Origin of the sequence: Thauera sp. 2A1 (assembly GCF_009469595.2) — a bacterium.
Taxonomy (GTDB): Bacteria; Pseudomonadota; Gammaproteobacteria; order Burkholderiales; family Rhodocyclaceae; genus Thauera.
Map to the genome: position 1 here is coordinate 64,957 of NZ_SSXV01000010.1, position 19,836 is coordinate 84,792.

The 19,836-nt window shown below is 69.2% G+C and carries 18 protein-coding genes and 1 riboswitch; of the genes, 6 read left to right on the forward strand and 12 right to left on the reverse strand.

Annotated elements, in window-relative coordinates:
• Positions 1-29: 29 nt before the first annotated feature.
• Positions 30-1,160: a M48 family metallopeptidase gene (locus GH664_RS11145; RefSeq protein WP_228111474.1), complete on the reverse strand. Its 1,131-nt coding sequence runs from the start codon at positions 1,158-1,160 to the stop codon at positions 30-32.
• Positions 1,161-1,487: 327 nt separating this feature from the next.
• Here GH664_RS11145 and GH664_RS11150 point away from each other — a divergent pair, with 327 nt between their 5' ends.
• Together GH664_RS11150 and GH664_RS11155 are read left to right on the forward strand one after the other, a co-directional pair.
• Entirely contained in the window at positions 1,488-3,038 is a 1,551-nt protein-coding gene (locus GH664_RS11150) for a DEAD/DEAH box helicase (RefSeq protein ID WP_153168141.1), read from the forward strand.
• A gap of 181 nt (positions 3,039-3,219) precedes the next feature.
• On the forward strand, positions 3,220-4,518 hold the full coding sequence (locus tag GH664_RS11155) for an acetyl-CoA hydrolase/transferase family protein (RefSeq protein ID WP_153168142.1): 1,299 nt from the start codon (positions 3,220-3,222) through the stop codon (positions 4,516-4,518).
• Between the two features lie 48 nt (positions 4,519-4,566).
• Here the strand turns inward: GH664_RS11155 and GH664_RS11160 are convergent, their stop codons facing one another.
• On the reverse strand, positions 4,567-5,001 hold the full coding sequence (locus GH664_RS11160; protein ID WP_153168143.1) for a CBS domain-containing protein: 435 nt from the start codon (positions 4,999-5,001) through the stop codon (positions 4,567-4,569).
• A 293-nt stretch (positions 5,002-5,294) separates the two neighbouring features.
• Positions 5,295-6,143: an archaetidylserine decarboxylase gene (gene asd, locus GH664_RS11165; RefSeq protein ID WP_153168144.1), complete on the reverse strand. Its 849-nt coding sequence runs from the start codon at positions 6,141-6,143 to the stop codon at positions 5,295-5,297.
• 145 nt (positions 6,144-6,288) lie between these two features.
• Between asd and GH664_RS11170 the strand changes: the two genes are divergently transcribed.
• The gene (locus GH664_RS11170) at positions 6,289-7,479 is read left to right on the forward strand and encodes an HPP family protein (RefSeq protein ID WP_153168145.1); all 1,191 of its coding nucleotides are present in this window, start codon (positions 6,289-6,291) and stop codon (positions 7,477-7,479) included.
• Between the two features lie 15 nt (positions 7,480-7,494).
• Here GH664_RS11170 and cobA read toward each other — a convergent pair whose 3' ends face one another.
• Positions 7,495-8,346: a uroporphyrinogen-III C-methyltransferase gene (gene cobA, locus GH664_RS11175; RefSeq protein ID WP_153168146.1), complete on the reverse strand. Its 852-nt coding sequence runs from the start codon at positions 8,344-8,346 to the stop codon at positions 7,495-7,497.
• A gap of 143 nt (positions 8,347-8,489) precedes the next feature.
• On the opposite strand from cobA, the gene GH664_RS11180 reads away from it, so the two are divergent.
• Positions 8,490-9,398 (forward strand): cobalamin-binding protein, encoded by a 909-nt coding sequence (locus tag GH664_RS11180; protein ID WP_153168147.1) that lies wholly within the window; start codon positions 8,490-8,492, stop codon positions 9,396-9,398.
• Here GH664_RS11180 and GH664_RS11185 read toward each other — a convergent pair.
• The 6 genes from GH664_RS11185 to GH664_RS11210 are packed head-to-tail and all read right to left on the reverse strand — an operon-like array spanning position 9,382 to position 17,002.
• The gene (locus tag GH664_RS11185) at positions 9,382-10,692 is read right to left on the reverse strand and encodes a cobyrinate a,c-diamide synthase (RefSeq protein WP_153168148.1); all 1,311 of its coding nucleotides are present in this window, start codon (positions 10,690-10,692) and stop codon (positions 9,382-9,384) included. The genes GH664_RS11180 and GH664_RS11185 overlap by 17 nt on opposite strands.
• Positions 10,693-10,696: 4 nt before the next feature.
• The gene (gene cobO / locus GH664_RS11190) at positions 10,697-11,320 is read right to left on the reverse strand and encodes a cob(I)yrinic acid a,c-diamide adenosyltransferase (protein ID WP_153168149.1); all 624 of its coding nucleotides are present in this window, start codon (positions 11,318-11,320) and stop codon (positions 10,697-10,699) included.
• 8 nt (positions 11,321-11,328) lie between these two features.
• Positions 11,329-12,138: an ABC transporter ATP-binding protein gene (locus tag GH664_RS11195; protein WP_153168150.1), complete on the reverse strand. Its 810-nt coding sequence runs from the start codon at positions 12,136-12,138 to the stop codon at positions 11,329-11,331.
• On the reverse strand, positions 12,135-13,118 hold the full coding sequence (locus GH664_RS11200; RefSeq protein ID WP_194270384.1) for an iron ABC transporter permease: 984 nt from the start codon (positions 13,116-13,118) through the stop codon (positions 12,135-12,137). The genes GH664_RS11195 and GH664_RS11200 overlap by 4 nt, the downstream gene beginning before the upstream one ends.
• A 39-nt stretch (positions 13,119-13,157) precedes the next feature.
• Positions 13,158-15,017 (reverse strand): TonB-dependent receptor, encoded by a 1,860-nt coding sequence (locus GH664_RS11205; RefSeq protein ID WP_153168152.1) that lies wholly within the window; start codon positions 15,015-15,017, stop codon positions 13,158-13,160.
• A gap of 20 nt (positions 15,018-15,037) precedes the next feature.
• On the reverse strand, positions 15,038-17,002 hold the full coding sequence (locus GH664_RS11210) for a TonB-dependent receptor (protein WP_153168153.1): 1,965 nt from the start codon (positions 17,000-17,002) through the stop codon (positions 15,038-15,040).
• Positions 17,003-17,129: 127 nt separating this feature from the next.
• A riboswitch (cobalamin riboswitch) is annotated at positions 17,130-17,389 on the reverse strand.
• Between the two features lie 67 nt (positions 17,390-17,456).
• On the opposite strand from GH664_RS11210, the gene cobU reads away from it, so the two are divergent.
• Entirely contained in the window at positions 17,457-18,017 is a 561-nt protein-coding gene (gene cobU, locus GH664_RS11215) for a bifunctional adenosylcobinamide kinase/adenosylcobinamide-phosphate guanylyltransferase (RefSeq protein WP_153168154.1), read from the forward strand.
• 187 nt (positions 18,018-18,204) lie between these two features.
• Positions 18,205-19,251, forward strand: a complete 1,047-nt coding sequence (gene cobT, locus GH664_RS11220) for a nicotinate-nucleotide--dimethylbenzimidazole phosphoribosyltransferase (RefSeq protein WP_153168155.1) — start codon at positions 18,205-18,207, stop codon at positions 19,249-19,251.
• A gap of 3 nt (positions 19,252-19,254) precedes the next feature.
• On the opposite strand, the gene GH664_RS11225 is transcribed toward cobT, so the two are convergent.
• Together GH664_RS11225 and GH664_RS11230 are read right to left on the reverse strand one after the other, a co-directional pair.
• Entirely contained in the window at positions 19,255-19,572 is a 318-nt protein-coding gene (locus GH664_RS11225; RefSeq protein WP_153168156.1) for a CcdB family protein, read from the reverse strand.
• Between the two features lies 1 nt (position 19,573).
• Complete coding sequence (locus GH664_RS11230) at positions 19,574-19,813, reverse strand: type II toxin-antitoxin system CcdA family antitoxin (protein WP_153168157.1); 240 nt, start codon at positions 19,811-19,813, stop codon at positions 19,574-19,576.
• Positions 19,814-19,836: the final 23 nt, after the last annotated feature.

Sequence of the window (19,836 nt, forward strand, 5' to 3'; positions counted from 1 at the left end):
GGCCGCGCGTCGGCCCGCGACCGCCCGCTTCAATCATCGTCCTGCGCGTCCAGGTAGCACTGCTGCCAATCTTCGCGAGTTTCCTCCCACCAGGCGCGATCGAACGCCCAGGACAGGGTCGAGAGCAGGGGCGCAAAGTAAGCGACGGCGGCGGAAGTCTCGTCGCTCGCGGCCGCTCGCAAGGGCGCCCCGAGCGCGCGCAGTCGCTCGTGCAGCGTTGGATGCAGTGGCAGGCTGCCGCCCCCCGCATCGTAGTGGGACAGATCCTCCACGACCGATTCCCGGCGCAGGAAGCCCGCCGCCACGCCCAGCCCCATCTCGCGGTAGGGGCGGATGGACGGGCTGGGGAACTGCGTGCTGTGGGCCATCACCCTCGGCCAGTAATCCTGTTCCAGGAAGCGTGCCTTAAGGCCGATCTCGACCAGCGTCTCGCCCAGCAACGACGCGCCGACCACTTGCGCAGCACAGGCATCGGCCTCGAACTCCTCGACTCGCGCCAGCCTCAGCATGTCGCGATAAAAGGGGTTGGCCTGGCGTTCGAGCCAGTCTGCCGCCCACGGAAAGTTCTCGAACGCCTCGTCCAGCACGCGCGCCCACCACGCGCGCAGATGTGCCCCCTGCGCGCCCATCCCCGAGCGCTGGCGTGCAAGATGGGCAAACTCATGCGCCAGCACCGCGTCCAGTTGTGCAGGCGACACGCTGTGTGCAAGCGGCAGGCCGATCAACAAATGCGTCCGGATGGGCCCGATCCAGCCCCATGCCGGGCGCTGCAGCACCAGTGCATTCATGTCGCTGCTGATCCAGACATTGCGCACCGGCGCAACGCCGAAACGCTGGGCGACGTCATCGATCACCTGGTAGAAGCTCTCCGCCGCCTGCCGCGGAAGCCGGATGCCGCCAGGCCCGGGCGAGGTATGCAGCACAACGCCGGCGAGGCGCACCGCACACAAGGCCATGCTCACGCCGAGCAGGCTCCAGGCGCCCGCATGCGTCGGGTCGCCCCTCAGCACGGCCGCCCAGCTTTGGGCCATGGCGTGGAAGACGACGACCAGCATGGCCAGCAGCGTGGCCGCCAGGAGCACCAGGCCGCTCGCCGAGAGCAGGCCCAGGCGACGCGCAAGGCGGGATCGAAGCTCGAACACTCTTGATTGAGGCGTCACGTCGCCACCACTCCCGCTCAAATCCCTTCGAACTTTCGACATTAAGGGCCCGACGACAGGCAGCCAACAAGCCCAAGGCGGCAAGTTACCTAAAACAGGCACCCTTGTGAGAACTTCCTGTTTCAATCCGCATCGCTGCATTTCTTTCGCTGCAGCGCACAAAAACCCCTAGTCTGCGCTATAGTCGCCCGTGTGCCGCGCTTTTCTGTTGAACGATGCGGCACCTTCCAGAAACAGGGCCCGGCCCCTTTGCGCCCGGGACGACTCTCATGTGCCCGGTTCGGCGCCGTCCTCGGATGGACAGCGCGCCGCCGCAGAATACATTCAATGACCACAGACACGACTTTCGCCAGCCTCGGGCTGGCCGAGCCGCTGCTTCGCGCCATCGCCGAAGCCGGCTACACGCAACCGACCCCGATCCAGGCTCAGGCGATCCCGCAGGTGCTCGCGGGCGGCGACCTGCTCGCCGCGGCGCAAACCGGCACCGGCAAGACCGCCGGCTTCACCCTGCCGGTGCTGCACATGCTGGCCGCCACCCATGCCCACCCGCATCCGCCCGGACGGCCACGCTGCCTGATCCTGACGCCGACGCGCGAACTCGCCGCGCAGGTCGAGGAGTCGGTGCAGATCTACGGCAAACACGTGCCGCTCACGTCGCTGGTGATGTTCGGCGGCGTCAATATCAATCCGCAGATCGCCGCGCTGAAGAAGCGCGTCGACATCCTGGTCGCCACGCCTGGCCGCCTGCTCGACCACGTCGGCCAGAAAACGCTTGACCTGTCCGGCGTCGAGATCCTGGTGCTCGATGAAGCCGACCGCATGCTCGACATGGGCTTCATCCGCGATATCCGAAAGGTGCTCGCGCTGCTGCCGAAGAGACGCCAGAACCTGCTGTTCTCCGCCACCTTCTCGGACGAGATCCGCGAGCTCGCCGGCGGCCTGCTGCACCAGCCGCGCACGGTGGAAGTGGCGCCGCGCAACACCACCGCGGAACGCGTGGAGCAGTCGGTGTACCTGATCGGCCAGAAGCAGAAGCGCGAACTGCTCGCGCACCTGATCAAGAAGCACCAGTGGTTCCAGGCGCTGGTGTTTACGCGCACCAAACATGGCGCCAACAAGCTCGCCGAATACCTCAGCAAGCACGACATCCCTGCAGCCGCCATCCACGGCAACAAGAGCCAGGCAGCGCGCACGCGTGCGCTGAGCGAATTCAAGGATGGCTCGCTGCCGGTGCTGGTCGCCACCGACATCGCCGCGCGCGGCCTGGATATCGACCAGTTGCCGCAGGTGGTGAACTTCGAGCTGCCCAACGTACCGGAAGACTACGTCCACCGCATCGGCCGCACCGGCCGAGCCGGTGCCGACGGCAACGCGATCTCGCTCGTCGATGCGGAAGAAGCCAAGCTGCTGGCCGCAATCGAACGCCTGATCAAGCGTCGCATCACGCGCGCCACCGCCGACGATTTCGTGCCCAGCGCGGGCGCGGAAGCGGCGCACGACGCCGACCACCAGCGCGAACCGCTGCCGCGCCGCGGCGGCCAGCCGCGCCGCGCCGACGGCAATGGCCGCAACGAACGCGCCGGCGCTGCGAAGGCGCCGTCGCCCTCGCGCCCGGGCAACCGCCCGCAAGGCAGTCCGCAGCGCGAAGTCGATGGCAACCGCGCCCCGCGCAACGCCACCCGCCCGGAAGCCGACGGCAACCGCATCCCGTCACCCCGTCCCGACGTCGACGGCAATCGCGCCACGCCGCCGCGGCGCAACGACGCCGGCGGCAGACGCAGCGACCAGGCGGCGGCCCATGGCGAGCGTCAGGGCCAGAACCGCCGGCCTGCGCAGCGTCCCGCACTGTTCACGCCGCGCGGCAACGGCAACCGCTGACGCGCTGCCGTCGTCGCGCGCTGCCCTGCGGCGACCAGCACAATCCATTCCCAGGCCACCCGTTGCGGTGGCCTTTTTCTTGTCCCGCCTGGCACGCTGCCTCATCCATACGCACCAGTATGGAAAAACCGTATAATCACATGGTTCGCAACAAAAAAGACCACAGGAGCGGGAGAGGATGATGTCGAACGTGCAAGCCCAGTACACCCAGAAGCGCATGACCGCCGCGGACGCCGTGGCCATGATCCACGACGGCGAGACCGTCGTCGTCCCCACCGGGGTCGGCGAACCGCCCGCGCTGCTGCATGCGCTGTCGGACCGCCGCCACAGCCTGCGCGACGTGGTGGTGAGCCAGATCCTGCCGCTGCGCAAGTACGGCTACCTGGACGAGACAACGCGCCACAACGTCCGCCATGACGCCTATTTCTACGGCGGTGCGACGCGCCCCGGCGGCCAGGCCGGCTGGATCGACTTCCTGCCGGCCTACTTCTCCGAGCTGCCGATGCTGATCGACCGTGGCCTGAGCCCGGCCGACGTGGTGGTGTCGATGGCTTCGCCGATGGACGAGCACGGCTATTTCTCGCTATCGCTGGCACCTGACTACACGATGGCGGCGGTGCGCCGTGCGCGCGTGATCCTGCTCGAGGTCAACCCCAACGTGCCCTTCGCCTACGGCGACTGCCACGTGCATATCTCCCAGGTGAGCGGCCTGGTGGAAAGCGACGAGCCGCTGTTCGAAGTCGGCCTGCCGAAGATCGGCCCGGTGCAGGAAGCGATCGGCAAGTACGTGGCCGACCTCATCGACGACGGCTCGACGCTGCAGATCGGCTATGGCGGCATTCCCGACGCGGTGGTGATGCAGTTGCAGCACAAGCGCGACCTCGGCATCCACACCGAGATGATCGGCGATGGCATCCTGTCGCTGATCGACAGCGGCGCGGTCACCAACCGCAAGAAGACCTTCATGCCGGGCAAGACGGTGGCGACTTTCGCGCTCGGTTCGCACAAGCTCTACCGCCACCTCGACCGCAACCCGGCGCTGGAGATGCATCCGGTCGATTTCACCAACGATCCGTACAACGCGGCGCGCAACGACAAGCTGTGCGCGATCAACGCCACGCTGCAGATCGACCTGCTCGGCCAGTGCGGCTCCGAAAGCCTGGGCCATCTCCCCTATTCCGGCACCGGCGGCCAGGTCGACTTCGTGCGCGCCGCCAACCGTTCCAACGGCGGCAAGGCCTTCATCGTGCTGCCTTCCACCGCGAAGAACGACACCGTGTCGCGCATCGCGCCGGTGCTGTCGCCGGGCACGCACGTGACCACCAGCAAGAACGACATCAACTATGTCGTCACCGAGTTCGGTATCGCCCAACTGCGCGGCAAGACCGCCAAGCAGCGCGCCGAGGCGCTGATCGGCATCGCCCACCCGGATTTTCGTGGTGAGCTGCGCGACGCGGCGAAGAAGATGAACCTGCTCTGAGCCCGGCAAAGGCGATGGCAACGCGGCGCACGCCGCGTTGCGCGCCGGTCACAGGATGACGGTGATTTCCTCGCGCCGCACCAGCTCGGTGCTGAAGGCTTCAGCATCCAGCGCCAGCGCATCGCGCGCCGACAGCAGGCCCACCGGCCGGCCGGAACGATCCACCACCGGTACGTGGCGGAAGCCCCCGTCGTACATCATGTGCAGCGCGTGACCGAAGGGCTTGTCGCCGCTGATCGTCTGCGGCTTGTGCGTCAACACGTCGCCGACCCGCGTCGCATCCGCGTCCAGGCCCGCGGCCAGAACCCGGAAGGTGGCGTCGCGCTCGGTGAAGATGCCGGTAAGCACGCCGTGCTCGGTGACAAGCGCCGCGCTCTGCCGGCGCTCCTTCATGAGCTGCGTGACGGCACGGACCGACAGGTCGATCGGCACGCAGACGAAGGGCTGGTCGGCGATGACTTGGTGAATCGGACGGCTGGGCATGGACTGTCTCCTGGTGGTCGTCGTATTGCCTGCGGGATGCCAGTCCCGTCTCACGACGGGATGGGAATCGTCAAGCTTCAACCGTGCCAGCACGCGACCATCCGCCCAAAAACCGCGAGAACGCCTCTCAAGGGATTGTTTAATAACATTTTTCTAAGGGAAGACCGGGGGCGTCGCCGCCTCGTACGCAGCGCCCCTGAGCACTGTCCCATGCCCCGCCTGCGTGCATTGCAGCAGTTTTCGCACAGCCTTGGTGCGGGCCGCACACCTGCGCCGCCGCCTCACCGGCCGGACTAGGCGAGCGCCAGCCCCATCGCCTCGCCCATGCGGATGGCGCGCGCCGGCGACCATTCCGGATTGAAGCGCACGCGGCCTTTCGGGAACAGCATCACCACCGTCGAGCCGAGCAGGAAGCGTCCCATCTCGTCGCCCTGCTTCAGCACGACTTCGCCATCCTCGTACAGCCAGTCGCGCACCGTCGGCGTGCGCGGCGGATTCACCACGCCGTGCCACACGGTGGCCATGCTGCCGACGATGGTGGCGCCCACCAGCACCAGCACGAAAGGCCCGTCATACGACTCGAACACGCACACCACACGCTCGTTGCGCGCGAAGAGGCCCGGCACGCCGCGCGCGGTGGTCGGGTTCACCGAGAACAGCGCGCCCGGCACATAGATCATGCGTCGCAGGCGACCCGCGCAGGGCATGTGGATACGGTGGTAGTCGCGCGGGCTCAGGTACAGCGTGGCGAAGGCGCCATCCTCGAAGCGCGCCGCCAGCGCGGCGTCGCCTCCCACCAGCGCGGTGGTGGAGTAGCGGTGGCCCTTGGCCTGGAAGATCTGGTCGCGCTCGATCGCGCCGAACTGACTGATGGCGCCGTCGACCGGGCACACCAGCGGCGCCTGCGCCAGCGGCCGCGCACCGGCGCGCAGCGGCCGGGTGAAGAACTCGTTGAAGGTAGGGTAGCTGGCGATGTCGGGGTTGGCGGCCTCGTCCATGTTCACGCCGTAGCGCCCGACGAACCAGCGGATCACCGCCGTCGTCAGGCCGCCGGCGCGGGCGCCGGCGAGCTTGCCGGCAAGAACGGTCAGGGCCTGCTTGGGAAGCAGGTATTGCGGCAGCACGGCGAGGCGATCGGACACGTTGAAACCCGGAAGACGGCACAAGGCGCGGATTATAGCGGCAGCGGTCGGCACCCCGCCGCTGCAGCCCGCACGAAATCGGCCGTTCCCATTGCGCCGGGAGTGCTCGCGGGTGCACCATCGCAGCCCCGAAACATTCCTGTAAATGAACGTGGCACCCGAATCCCGAAGCAGCGGAGCGCAGGCCCGTCTTCTTTCCTGGCTGCGCAGCTTCCGCCCCGCAGCGCACAATGCCAGCCACCGTGAGCGCCTGCTGGGCTGCGTCGGTGCCCTGCTGGGCCTGCTGATGACCGAATCGGTGAGCCATCTTGCACTGGGCGAGTCCAATCCCTGGTTCGTCGCGCCGATGGGCGCCTCGGCGGTGCTGCTGTTCGCCGTCCCGGCAAGCCCGCTGGCACAACCCTGGTCCATCATCGGCGGCAACTTCGTGTCCGCGCTGATCGGCATCGGCTGCGCGCACTGGCTGGGGCACTCCGGCGCCGTCGGGGCGATCGCGGTGGCGCTGGCGATCGGCGTGATGTTCCAGTTGCGCTGCCTGCATCCGCCGGGCGGCGCGGTGGCGCTCACCAGCGTGCTGGGCGGACCGGCGATCGACGCCATGGGCTACAACTTCGCGCTGTGGCCGGTGGCGGTGAATTCAGCCTGCATGCTGCTGACCGCGCTCGCCTTCAACAACCTGTCGCGCCGCCGCTATCCGCACCGGCCACCGCTGCCCACGGCACAGCCTCACGGCACGACGGACCGACCGCCGAGCGAGCGCATCGGCATCACGCACGAGGATTTCGACGCGGTGTTGAAGGAGCACAGCGAACAGCTCGACGTCACCGTCGAAGACCTGGAGGAATTGGTCTATGCCGTCGAGCGGCGTGCCTACCGCCGCCACTTCGGTGAGATCCGCTGTGGCGACATGATGTCGCGCGACCTGCTCACGGTGACGCCCAAGCTGCCGCTGGGCGAAGCCTGGGAACTGCTGGTGAGCCACCGCATCAAGGCGCTGCCGGTGGTGGAGGGCGGGCGACGCCTGGTCGGCATCCTGTCGCTGCACGACTTTCTCGTGTCGCGCGCCACCCCCAGCGCGGCCGAGGGCGGGCAGGTGGATGCACATCCGCAGGTCGTCGCCGACCTGATGTCCACCCACGTCGTCACCGTGCGGCCGGAGCAACCGATCGTCGACACCGTGCCACTGTTCTCGGACGCCGGCCTGCACCACCTGCCGGTGGTGAACGGCGCGCAGGAAGTCGTCGGCATGCTGACCCAGTCCGACCTCGTCGCGGCGCTGTTCCGCGCCGGCCTGGAGCAGGCTGCGCCGCGCGAGCCCGCGACGCGGGCGGGCTGAATCGGCGGCAAGCCCTCAGCGCTTCGCGCGCTCGGGATGTACGCCCGAGCATCCTGCGTGCGGCACCGGCGCGCCGGCCTCGCGCAGATCGGCTGCAAACCACGCCAGCCGCGGGTACAGGCCGACGACGTCGCCCACCACCGTCAGCGCCGGCGGGCGCACACCTTGCTCGCGCACCCGCGCGTCGAGGGTGGCGAGATCCGCCGCGACCACGCGCTGGGCGAATGTCGTGCCGCGCTCGATGACCGCCGCCGGCGTCGAGGCCGGCAGGCCGTGGGCGACAAGCTGCGCACAGATTTCGTCCAGGCGCGAAATGCCCATGTAGATCACCAGCGTCTGGCCGCGGCGGGCCAGCATCGGCCAGTCGAGATCCAGCCGGCCGTCCTTCAGGAAACCGGTGGTGAACACCACCGATTGCGCATGGTCGCGGTGGGTGAGTGGAATGCCGGCATAGGCGGCGATGCCCGAGGCTGCGGTGACGCCCGGCACCACTTCGACGGTGATGCCAGCTTCGACCAGGGTTTCCATCTCCTCTCCACCCCGACCGAAGATGAACGGGTCGCCGCCCTTGAGCCGCACCACCCGCTTGCCGGCGCGGGCCAGGCGCACCAGCAGGGCATTGATCTCGTCCTGCGGCAAGGTGTGGTCGGAGGCCTTCTTGCCGACATAGATGCGCTCCGCGCCGGCCGGCGCGAGCTCGATGATGTCCGGCGCGACGAGGTTGTCGTACACCACCACATCCGCACCGCCGACGAGGCGCGCGCCGCGCAGGGTGAAGAGTTCCGGATCGCCGGGGCCGGCGCCCACCAGATACACATGGCCGGGCAGCGGGCCGGGACGGCAGCGGGGAAGTTCGGGCAGGGGCATGGCGGCGATGGATGAATGGATCTGCGCTTCAAGTGTGGCAGGCCGGGCGCGGGACTTGCAAGGCGAGGCGCATGCGCACATCGCGTAAAATGCGCGCTTTCGAACTCCGCACGGCGCCTCACGCCGGCGCATGCCCTTTCGCCATGACACGCCGCCCCCGCGTTCGCGCGCTGCTCGCGCTGCTCGCCGCCCTGCCTGCCACGTTCGCGCATGCGGCGGTGGATCTCACCGACGACGCCGGCCACCGGCTGCATCTGGAGCGCCCGGCGCAGCGCATCGTCAGCCTCGCGCCACACGTCACCGAGCTGCTGTTCGCCGCGGGCGCGGGGAGCAAGGTGGTCGGCGTGGTGCAGCACAGCGACTATCCGCCGGAAGCCACCCGCCTGCCACAGGTCGGCAGCCACACCCGGGTCGATCTCGAAGCGGTGGCGGCGCTCAAGCCGGACCTGGTGATCGCGTGGAAGAGCGGCAACCGCGACGCTCAGCTCGACCGTTTCAACGCGCTCGGCATTCCGGTGTATGTGAACGAGCCGCGCAGCCTGGAGGCCGTGGCCCAGAGCCTGGAGCAGTTCGGCCGCCTCGCTGGCACCGAGGCGGCGGCCAACGCCGCAGCCGCCGGTTTTCGCCAGCGCCAGTCTGCCCTCGCCGCGCGCTACCGCGAGCGGCCGCCGGTGCGGCTCTTCTACCAGATCTGGAATTCGCCGCTGATGACGATCAACGACGAGCAGGTGATTTCCGACGCGATCCGCCTGTGCGGCGGGGTGAATGTGTTCGGCGGCCTCAAGCAGCTCGCGCCGCGCATCAGCACCGAGGCTGTACTCGCCGCCAACCCCGAGGCGATCATCGCCAGCGGCATGGCCGACTCCCGCCCGGAATGGCTGGACCAGTGGAAGCGCTGGCCGACGCTCGCGGCCAATGCCGGCGGCAACCTGTTCTTCATCCCGCCCGACCTGATCCAGCGCCACACGCCGCGCCTGCTCGACGGCGCCGAGCGCCTGTGCGGGCAGCTCGAGGAAGTGCGCGCGAAACGCGGTACTACACGCGCGCGCTGAGCGGCGACAGCAGCGCCGCTACCGCGGCCGGATTCGACGGAAAGTAGAAATGCACGTAGGAGGCCGTCAGCCGGCCGACGCGGTAGATCGCCTCGCCCTCCCCGCCTCCGGGCGTCTGCGCATGCAATGACGGCCGCAGCGGAGTCTCGCTCTGCGAATAGTGGAAGGTATGCCCGGTCAGGCGGCCCTCCGGCAGCTCGGCCACCTGCATGCCGAGCGCGGCCAGCCGCTTCTGCATCACCGCGCGGCCCGGCAGCAGGCCGCCGAACGCGTGCTCCATGCCGGCCTTGTCCACCACCGTGTCGAACAGGCTCATCATGCCGCCGCACTCGGCGAGCAAGGGTTTGCCGGCATCGGCATGCGCCCGCAACCCGCGCCAGAAGGCCGTGTTGGCCACCAGCCGCTCGCCGTGCAGCTCGGGATAGCCGCCCGGCAGCCATGCCGCATCGCAGTCCGGCAAGGGATCGCCCGCCAGCGGCGAGAAGAAGGCAAGCGTGGCGCCGAGCGCGTGCAGCGTGTCGACGTTGGCCGGATAGATGAAGCCGTACGCGGCGTCGCGCGCGATGGCGATCGTTCGGCCGGCGAGCAGCGGCGGCAACGCATCGGCGGCCACGGCGGGGAATTCCACCGCCGGCGGCAACTCGGCCGCACCGGTGGCGGCGAGGCTGTCGGCAAGGCGGTCCAGGCGCGCTTCCAGGTCGTGGATCTCGGCGGCCTGCAGCAGGCCGAGGTGGCGCTCGGGCAGCGCCGCATCGGCATCGCGCATCACCGCGCCAAACCAGCGCATGCCGGCCGGCAGCGCGTCGCGCAGCATGTCGGCGTGGCGTGCGCTGCCGACGTGGTTGGCGAGCACGCCGGCAAACGGCAGGCCGGGGCGGAAGCTCGCCAGGCCGTGCGCGATGGCGCCGAAAGTCTGCGCCATCGCACGCGCGTCGATCACCGCCATCACCGGGATGCCGAAGCGGCAGGCGATGTCGGCGCCGCTCGGCGCGCCGTCGTAGAGGCCCATCACGCCCTCGACGAGGATCAGGTCGGCGTCGGTCGCAGCGGCATGCAGCCGACGTGCGATGTCGGCCTCGCCGCACATGCCGAGATCGACGTTGTAGACCGGCGCGCCGCTCGCCACCGCGTGGATCTGCGGATCGAGGAAATCCGGCCCGCACTTCAATACGCGCACCTTGCGCCCCAGCCGGGTGTGCAGGCGCGCCAGCGCGGCGGTGACGGTGGTCTTGCCCTGGCCGGAGGCGGGCGCGGCGACGAACAGCGCCGGACAGCGGACGACGGCATCGCTCATCGGCTCACCACTCCAGGCCGGGCATCGCCTTCACGCCGGCGGCGAAGGCATGCTTCACCACCGTCATGTCGGTCACCGTGTCGGCGGCCTCGACCAGCTCGGGCGGCGCCGCACGGCCGGTGACGACCACATGCTGCATCGGCGGGCGCGCGCGCAGGTCGGCGATCACCTTGTCCACGTCCAGATAGCGGTACTTCAGCGCGATGTTCAGTTCGTCCAGCACCACCAGGCCGATCGCCGGGTCGCGCAGCAGGCCGCGCGCCACCTCCCAGGCCGCCTCGGCCGTGGCGACGTCGCGCGCGCGGTCCTGCGTTTCCCAGGTGAAGCCTTCGCCGCTCACATGCCAGGCGACGCCGGGCTGCCTGCGGTAGAAGGCCTCCTCCCCGGTGTCGGAGCGGCCCTTGATGAACTGCACCACGCCCACCTGCATGCCATGGCCGAGCGCCCGCGCGACGAGACCGAAGCCGGCCGAGGACTTGCCCTTGCCGTTGCCGGTGTTGACCAGCAGCACGCCGCGCTCGACCTGCGCGGCGGCGATCTTCTCGTCCACCACCGCCTTCTTGCGCGCCATGCGTTCGTTGTGGCGGGCGTCCCTGCCCTCGTCGGCGGTCTGATTCCGTTCGCTCATCGTGTTCTCTAATCCGGTATGAAGGTCACGCGGCCATCGACCTCGAAGCGCCGCAGCGGATGGCCGAAGGCATGCGACAGCAGCTCGGGCTGCAGCACGCTGTCGCGGTCGCCGGCACGCACGCCGCCGCGGCCATCGAGCAGGATGACGTGATCGGCATAGCGCGCGGCGAGGTTGATGTCGTGCAGCACCATCACCACGCCTCGGCCGCCGGCAGGCCGCTTGGCGCCCTCGCGCACCAGGCGCCGGAACAGGTCCAGGGTGGCGATCTGGTGATGCAGGTCGAGATGGTTCAGCGGCTCGTCGAGCAGGAACAGGCGCGGCGCCTGCGCCAGCAAGGCGGCGATCGACACGCGCTGGCGCTCGCCGCCCGATAGCGTGAGCACGTCGCGGTCGGCGAAATCGGCCAGGCCGACGGCGGCCAGCGCGTCACGCGCAATGCGTTCGTCCTGAGGCCCTTCCCAGCCCCAGCGGCCGAGGTGCGGATGGCGGCCGATCAGCACCGTCTCCAGTACCGAGGCGGCGAAATGGTCAGGCTGCTGCTGCACCAGCAGGCCGCGAAAGCGCGCCGCCTCCAGTGCCGGCCACGCGGCGTAAGGCTGGCCGCCGATCCGCACCCGGCCGACGGACGGTTCGCGCAGGCCGGCCAGCGTGTGCAGCAGCGTGGTCTTGCCGGCGCCGTTGGGGCCGAGCAGGGCAAGGCACTCGCCCGCCGCCAGCTTGAGGCTGAACTCGCAGCACAGCCAGCGCTCGCCCACCTGCAGCGCCAGGCCATCGGCCTCGAGCAGCGGCACGTCGGCCGCAGACGCGGCGCTCATCGCGGATGCCGCGCCAGCAGGAACAGGAACACCGGCACGCCGATCAGTGCCGTCAGCACGCCGACCGGCAACTGCTGCGGGGCCATCACGGTGCGCGCGGCGGTGTCGGCCGCCAGCAGCAGGGTGCCGCCGGCCAGCGCCGCAGCCGGCAGCAGCACGCGCTGGTCGTTGCCGATCGCCAGGCGCACCAGGTGCGGCACGATGAGACCGACGAAGCCGACCGACCCCACCAGCGTCACCGCCGAGGCGGTGAGCAGCGATGCGAGCACGTACAGCGCGACACGCAGCCGCGTCACGTTCACGCCCAGCGCACGCGCGTTGACTTCGCCGCGCGCCAGCACGTTGAGGTCGCGCGCGAACGGCAGCACCGCGGCGAGCCCCAGCGCCAGCACCGCCAGTGCCGGCCAGGGGCGTGCCGCGCCGCTGGCGTCGCCCATCAGCCAGAACAGCATGGACAGCACGCGCGTGTCGGTGGCGAGCGCGAGCATCATCGACACCGCCGCGCCGCAGCCGGAGGCGACGATCACGCCGGTCAGCAGCAGCCGCGTCTGCGTCCAGCTTCCGTCGCCGTGCGCCAGACCGAAGACCAGGAGCATCGCCGACAGCGCGCCGGCAAAGGCCGCGGCATCCACCCAGAACACCGCCGCGCCGAGCGAGATCGCCCCCAGCGCGCCGACCGCGGCGCCCCCCGAGATGCCCAGGATGTAGGGGTCGGCGAGCGGATTGCGCAACAGCACCTGCATCAGCGCACCCGCGGTGGCGAGCAGCCCGCCGCACACGAAGGCCGATACCGCGCGCGGCAGGCGCAGCTCGCGCACCACCGCGGCGGCAGTGCCTTCGCCGTCACCTGCGAGCGCAGCGAGCGCATCGCCCAGCGTCACCGGCAGGTCGCCCGCCGCCAGCGCCCACAGGAAGGCGCCCGCCGCGAGCAGCAGCAGCGCGATCAGCACGCCCGGGCGGCGCCCGGCCGGCCTCCTCATGCTCGCTCCGCGTTGCAGGACGACGGCCGGCATGGCAGCTCAGCGCGGCGCGTAGCGCACGGCGACGAAGGCGGTCGCACCGGGCGTGGCATAGCCGCGCACCAGTTCGTACTCCTTGTCGAGCAGGTTGTTGAAGCGGGCCTCGATCCGCCAGTCGCGCGCCGGTACGTAATGAACATAGGCATTGAGCAGGCCATATCCTCCCATCCGGTCGGCTGCCGTGTTCGGCACCACATCATAGCGCCCGCCCTGGGTGACCAGTTCGGCACCGAGGATCCAGCTTCCGAGCTCACGCTCCACCGCCAGCGAGGCGGCATGGTTGGCGCGGCGAGCGAGGCGCTCGTCGGTGTCGGCATCGCGCGCGTCGAGGAAATCGACGCTGGCGCGCACCCGATAACCGCCCCACGCTGCCGTCGCGCCCAGTTCCAGGCCCTCGAGGCGCGCATCGCTGACGTTGCCCGCCATGCGGGTGCGTGGCTTCACACCCGGCAGCAGCGCCCACTCGATCAGGTTCCGGATGCGGTTGTTGAAGTAGGTCGCCCGCGCGCTGTAGTGCCCTGACTCCCACACCACGCCCAGCTCGCGATTCAACGCCTCCTCCGGTTTCAGGTCCGGATTGCCGGTGTTGCAGCCGGAACTGGTGCAACTGCGCGGGTAGTAGAGGTCGTTGAAGGTCGGTGCCTTGAACGCGCTGCCGATGCTGCCCTGGACACGCCACTCGGGCAGGAACTGATAGCCATAGGCGACGCTGCCGGTCGTGCGGCCGCCGAACTGCGAGTTGTCGTCATGGCGGGCGTTGACCTGGAGGTGATGGCGGCCGAACTGCCCGCCCCAGCCCAGCAGCGCCGAATTGACGATGCGCTTGTCTTCGACGTAGGCGGTGGAGGTGTCGACCTCCTGCTCCAGGTGCTCGTAGGCGGCGAGCAGGGACCCGCCCGCGAGCGCCACGTCGTGCTGCCAGGACAACAGCCGCTGCACCGTCCCGAACTCGGAGCTCGACGTTGCGCTGCTGCGGGTGAAGGCGCGCTCGGTGCTGTAGCCGAGGCGCAGCGTGCTCGTCCAGCCCGCACCGAGCTGGTTGCGCAGGTGCGCCGTCGCGCTTTCGGTGCGCTTGTCGAGGTAGGAATCGAATGCCTTGCCGGCGTCGTAGTCGTTCTGCGCGTCCGCGCGAAGCAGCGAGATGCCGACTTCGTCCTGCTCGCGCAAGCCGAGCGACATCGACGCGCTCTGGTAGTCGTTGCGAAAACCATCGCGGTCGGGGTCGCTGCCGGCGCGCGAACCGGGCTTCGCATTGATGCCCGCGGTGCGCTCGTGGCCGGCGACGAGGCTGTAGCGCAGGCGCTCCGCGCCGCCGCTCAGCGAGGCGCTCAACGCGCGCGTGGCATCGCTGCCGAAGCCGACACGCAGCGCGGGCTGCACACCCGGCTCACCCTTGCGGGTAAAGATCTGGATCACGCCGCCGATCGCGTCCGAACCGTACAGCGCACTCGCCGCACCGCGCAGGATCTCGATGCGTTCCACCGCCTCGAGCGGAATCACTTCCAGCGCGGCGTCGCCGCGCGTCGCCGAACCGACGCGCATGCCATCGACCAGCAGCAGGGTGTGGCCGGATTCCGCGCCGCGGATGAAGACCTTGGCGGTCGATCCAGCACCGCCATTGGTCGTCACCTGGATGCCGGCGCGTGCCGACAGCAGCTCGACCAGGCTGGAATGCCCGGCGCGCTCGATCTCGGCGCGATCGATCACCTCGAGGCTGCCCAGCGTCTCGGCCGCGCGCTCGGCCTGGCGCGTGGCGGTCACCACGACCGGGCCCAGCACCGGCCCGCCGTCCGCCCAGGCGGCCGCGGAAGCCGCGCAGGCGCATGCCGCGGCGGCTGCCGCAGAAGAAAACGTCCTCATGACTGTCTCTCCGACCGCGCTCAGAAGGAGACGCGCGCGCCGAGCTTCCAGGTGCGGGCGAAGTCGACCGGGTAGATCACCACCGGCGGCCGGTACTGGCTTTCCACCCACACCCCGTTCTGATGCTCGAAGAGGTTGCTGACCGCGCCGTAGACCTCGACGTCCTTCGTCAGCTTGTGGCGATAGGCGAGGTCGGTGGAGTGGTATTCGCGCTGCCGCGGGGCGTTGTTGTCGAAGTCGCCCTCGGCCCACGCCCGGCTGCGCCAGGTGTGAGAAAGGTTGAAGGTGCCGGCATCACTCACCTTCCAGGCGAGGCCGGCGACCAGGTTGTGCCGCGGCGCGGTGGGCAGTTCCTTGCCATTCAGGCTCGTGCCGCCATCGTTCTCGCGGTCGATCATCGCCCGCGTCCACGCATAGTTCAGCGAGGCGGCCAGCACCGACGTGATCTGCCACGCGTCCTGGACCTCGACACCGTATTTGTGCGACCGGTCGAGGTTCGTGTTGTTGAAGGTGTAGGGGTCGAAGTAGATCTCGTCCTTCAGCCGCGCATGGAAGACCGACACCTTCAGCCGGTTGCGCGGCAGCACGTGATTGACACCCAGCGTCACCGTCTTCGCGTGTGCCGGCTGGATGAAGGCATTGAAGCCGGTACGCACGCAACTGAAGTTGGCGTCGAACGCGCTGCAGGTGAAAAAGCGGTCGATGTCGGGCGCCTGGAAGGCGTCGTTGTAGTTGCCGAACACCGACAGCGCCGGATCGAGGCGGTAGTTGAAGCCCACGTCCCAAGCGGTGAGGCGGGCGTCGTCCTTCAGCCTGGCGCCGCCATCGGCGCGATATTCGTATTCCACCCGCTCGCGCCGCGCGCCGGCCGACAGCGTCAGCGCATCGATCGCATACTGCGCCTGCACGAACGCGCCGAGGTTGCGCTTCCAGGTCTTGTTGTCCTCGCCCTTGCGCACGCCGTCGAAACCCTGCACGCCGGCAGTGGCCGACAGACGCTCGCCCAGGTACTGCAATGCCAGCTCGTCGGAGTTGTAGGTGTAGTCCGCCTGGCTCGCCCAGGTCCCGAGGAATTTCGAGGTCTTGTCCTCGGTGCCATGGCGCGCCGACAGCTTCCATGCGTCGGCGAGGCGGTAATCGGCGCCGACGTTCCAGTAGTCACTGTCGAATCGCTGGTGGGTGTAGAGGCGGCCGTCGTTCTGCGCCGGATCGGCGCGGAATTGCGCCACGCTCAGCGCGCCCGGATAGCGTGTGTCGATGCGGGTCTGGCCAGCGTCGGCGGTAAGCTCGAGCCCGTCGGCCGGCTTCGCGCTGGCGGCCACGCGCCAGGTGTCGGACTTCGACTCGTCACGATGGCCGGACGGATCCCTGTCGGAGAAGCCGTCGGTCTGCCCATGGTCGACCGTCGCCGACAGCGTGAATCTATCGCGCACCACGCCTGCCGCGACCGTGCCGCCCAGGCTGCCCTGGCTGCCGCCGAAAGCCTCGACGCTGACGCCGTCGCGGGGCTTCGTGTAGATCTGGATGGACCCCGCGGTGGCACCATCGCCGTACAGCACCGAGCCGCTGCCCTTGGTGATCTCGATGCGGTCGATGTCGGCGAGCGCGATGCTGCCCAGCAGTTGCGGCACCATGTCGATGTTGTTGAGGCGGCGGCCATCGACCGAGATCACGACGTTCTGATGGCCATCGGTCAGGCCGTAGCCGCGCATGTTGATGCTGGGCGTGAAGCGGTTGCCGTAGCTGGGCGCAACCTGGATCGACGTCTGGCGCGCGAGGTAATCGACCAGCGTCGTGGCGCCGGAACGCTCGATATCCTTGCGCGTGTACACCTCGGACGCGTAGGTGGCGTCGACGTCGGGCATGTCGATGCGGGTGGCGGACACGATGACCGGCGCGAACACGTGTTCGCCGTCGGCAAGGACGGAGGCTGCGGGAAACGCGGCACAGATCGCGGCTGCCGCGGCCGAAAGACGGATATTCATGGATGGGAACTCCCCAGGCCGCGCCCTGCGTCCCCGCAAGTCCACGGCAAGCTGCACATGGACGCACCACGACCGGGGCAAGCCCGGGCATCAGGAAGCCCGAGCCCGTCGCCGCCACCCCGCGGCACATCCGCCAACACGTCGGGGCCGGTATCCGGGCTCGCGAATTGAGTCGGAACGGCTTCATGACGAAACCGTCCGCACGCAGCGCATCGCCTTCCCGGGCCGGGCCCAGTGGCTGCATGACGCGCCTTGCACTCGCTTACCGTTGCGGGGGCAGCACAGGCATTGCGGGACGAGGCTCGAAGCCCGTCGCAGCGCGCACCTGTTTCCCGTTTACCCCTCGGGCGTGGACCGCCGTCGGGCACCTCGAACGCAGCGCCCCTTTCGGGGCAGCGGCGCGGATGATACCTTTTTCGGCTCGATTTTGCAGCGCAATAAAGTCCACTTTCCGATGAAACTCGAACTGATCCTCGGCGGCGCGCGCTCGGGCAAGAGCCGGCTCGCCGAACAGCGCGCAGTCGATTCCGGCCTGCCGGTCACCGTCATCGCCACCGCCGAAGCCGGCGACGAAGAGATGGCCGAACGCATCCGCCGCCACCGAGCCGACCGCCCCGCCGCGTGGCAGACGGTGGAGGCGCCGCTCACGCTCGCCGCCGCGCTGCGCCGCGAAGCCGCGCCCGAGCGCTGCGTGATCGTCGATTGCCTGACGCTGTGGCTCGCCAACCTGATGGCCGGCGCGGAGGCGCTGCCGCCGGCGGCGAGCGCCGAGGCCCTGCCGCGCTTCCGCCAGCAGCGCGACGCCCTGCTCGCCACCCTGCCCACCCTGCCCGGGCAGGTGATCCTGGTCGCCAACGAAGTCGGCCTCGGCCTCGTGCCGGAAACCCCGCTCGGCCGGCTGTTCCGAGACGAGGCCGGGCGGCTCAACCAGGCGGTGGCAGCGCTCTGCCCGCGCGTGACCTTTGTCGCCGCAGGGCTGCCGCTGGTGATGAAAGGGTCGCCGACGGTGTCGTGAGCGGGCTTGACCGCGATTTGGAGGCGGGTCGCACTCGAGCGCGCTCCTACAACGACTCGCCGCTTCCGCCTGGGAGCGGGCTCGACCGCGATTCGGGGTCGGGCCGCGCTCAAGCGCGCTCCTACGCGGGGCCGCGACAGTCGGAGTGGTGCTACCATCCGCCGCGACTGAAACCGCCCCATCCGCCATGAAGCCGAATCTTTCCGCCCCCGACACCGCGCTCGCCGCCGCCCTGCAGCACAAGATCGACCGCAAGACCAAGCCGCTCGGCGCGCTCGGCCGGCTGGAAGGCCTGGCGCTGCAGATCGGGCTGATCCAGCAGACGCTCACGCCCGAGCTCCGCCAGCCGCACATCCTGGTGTTCGCCGGCGACCACGGCGCGGCGCGCGCCGGCGTGTCAGCCTATCCGCAGGACGTGACCTGGCAGATGGTGGAGAACTTCCTCGCCGGCGGCGCGGCGATCAACGTGTTCACGCGGCAACTGGACATCGGCCTCACCGTCGTCGATGCAGGCGTCAACCATGACTTCGGCAAGCGTCCAGGCCTCATCAACGCCAAGCTCGGACCCGGTACCGCAAACTACCTCGAGCAGCCGGCGATGAGCGCCGAAGTGTGCGACGCCGCGCTCGCCCGCGGCCGCGAGCTCGCCCACACGCTGGCCGCCAACGGCTGCAACTGCGTAGGCTTCGGCGAGATGGGCATCGGCAACACCGCCTCGGCTTCGCTGCTGACGCACTGCCTGGTGGGCGAAGCCGGCGGCGCGGACCTCGCCACCATCACCGGCCGCGGCACCGGCCTGGACGACGCCGGCCTCACGCGCAAGCGCGTCCTGCTGGAACAGGCGCTGCGGCGCGGTGGACGACCGATCGACCCGCTCGCGGCGCTGGCCGAATACGGCGGCTTCGAAATCGCGATGATGGCCGGCGCCATGCTGGGCGCAGCCGAGAGAGGCATGGTGCTGCTGATCGACGGCTTCATCGTCACCTCGGCCCTGCTCATCGCCCACGCCATCGAGCCCGCCATCCTGCCCTACTGCGTGTTCGCCCACCGCTCGCAGGAGCCCGGCCACCGCGTGCAGCTCGCCCACCTGGGCGTCGAGCCGCTGATGGAGCTCGATCTGCGCCTGGGCGAAGGCACCGGCGCGGCGCTGGCGTATCCGCTGGTGCAGGCGGCGGTGAACTTCCTCAACGACATGGCGAGCTTCGAATCGGCCGGCGTCAGCGACAAGGGCTGAGGCTCAATAGCCCTGAAACAGAAAATCAAGCGCAGCGGTGATCTGCGCCCGATGCTCGGCGAGCGAGCAGACACGTCTCTTCAGCAGTCGGGCCGGCACCGCGGCCAGCTTCGGCATCTCCAGCACACAGGCCACGCCCTCTATGTCGAACATGGGCATCAGATCCGGCGGCACCCTGGCGATCGCCAGCCTGTCGCGCCGACGCAGCGGGACAACCACCCGGGTGTCGAGCACGTCGAGCAGATCGGCCTGGACATCCATGAGGTAGGGCGTGTCGACCGAGCCCGGTCCCGCATGACGATAAACGTCGAAGCAGGGCATGTCAGAAGCTTCTCCATTCGGCCAGGGGCAAGCCCTCTGACTCGACGATGCGGTTGTACTCGACGATGAAATCGGCATTTTCGGCCTTCCAGCGCCGCGTCCGCTCGGCCCGCACCAGTTCGCGCAGGAACTCGTCGCAAGCTTGCGAAACGTTGATGCCCAGACGCTTGGCCTCAGCCAGTACGTCAGCGGAAAGGCTAAGATTCGTGGCTTTCTTGGCCGATGCAGTATGAGCAATCATTGAGACACCTCGTATCGATGCGC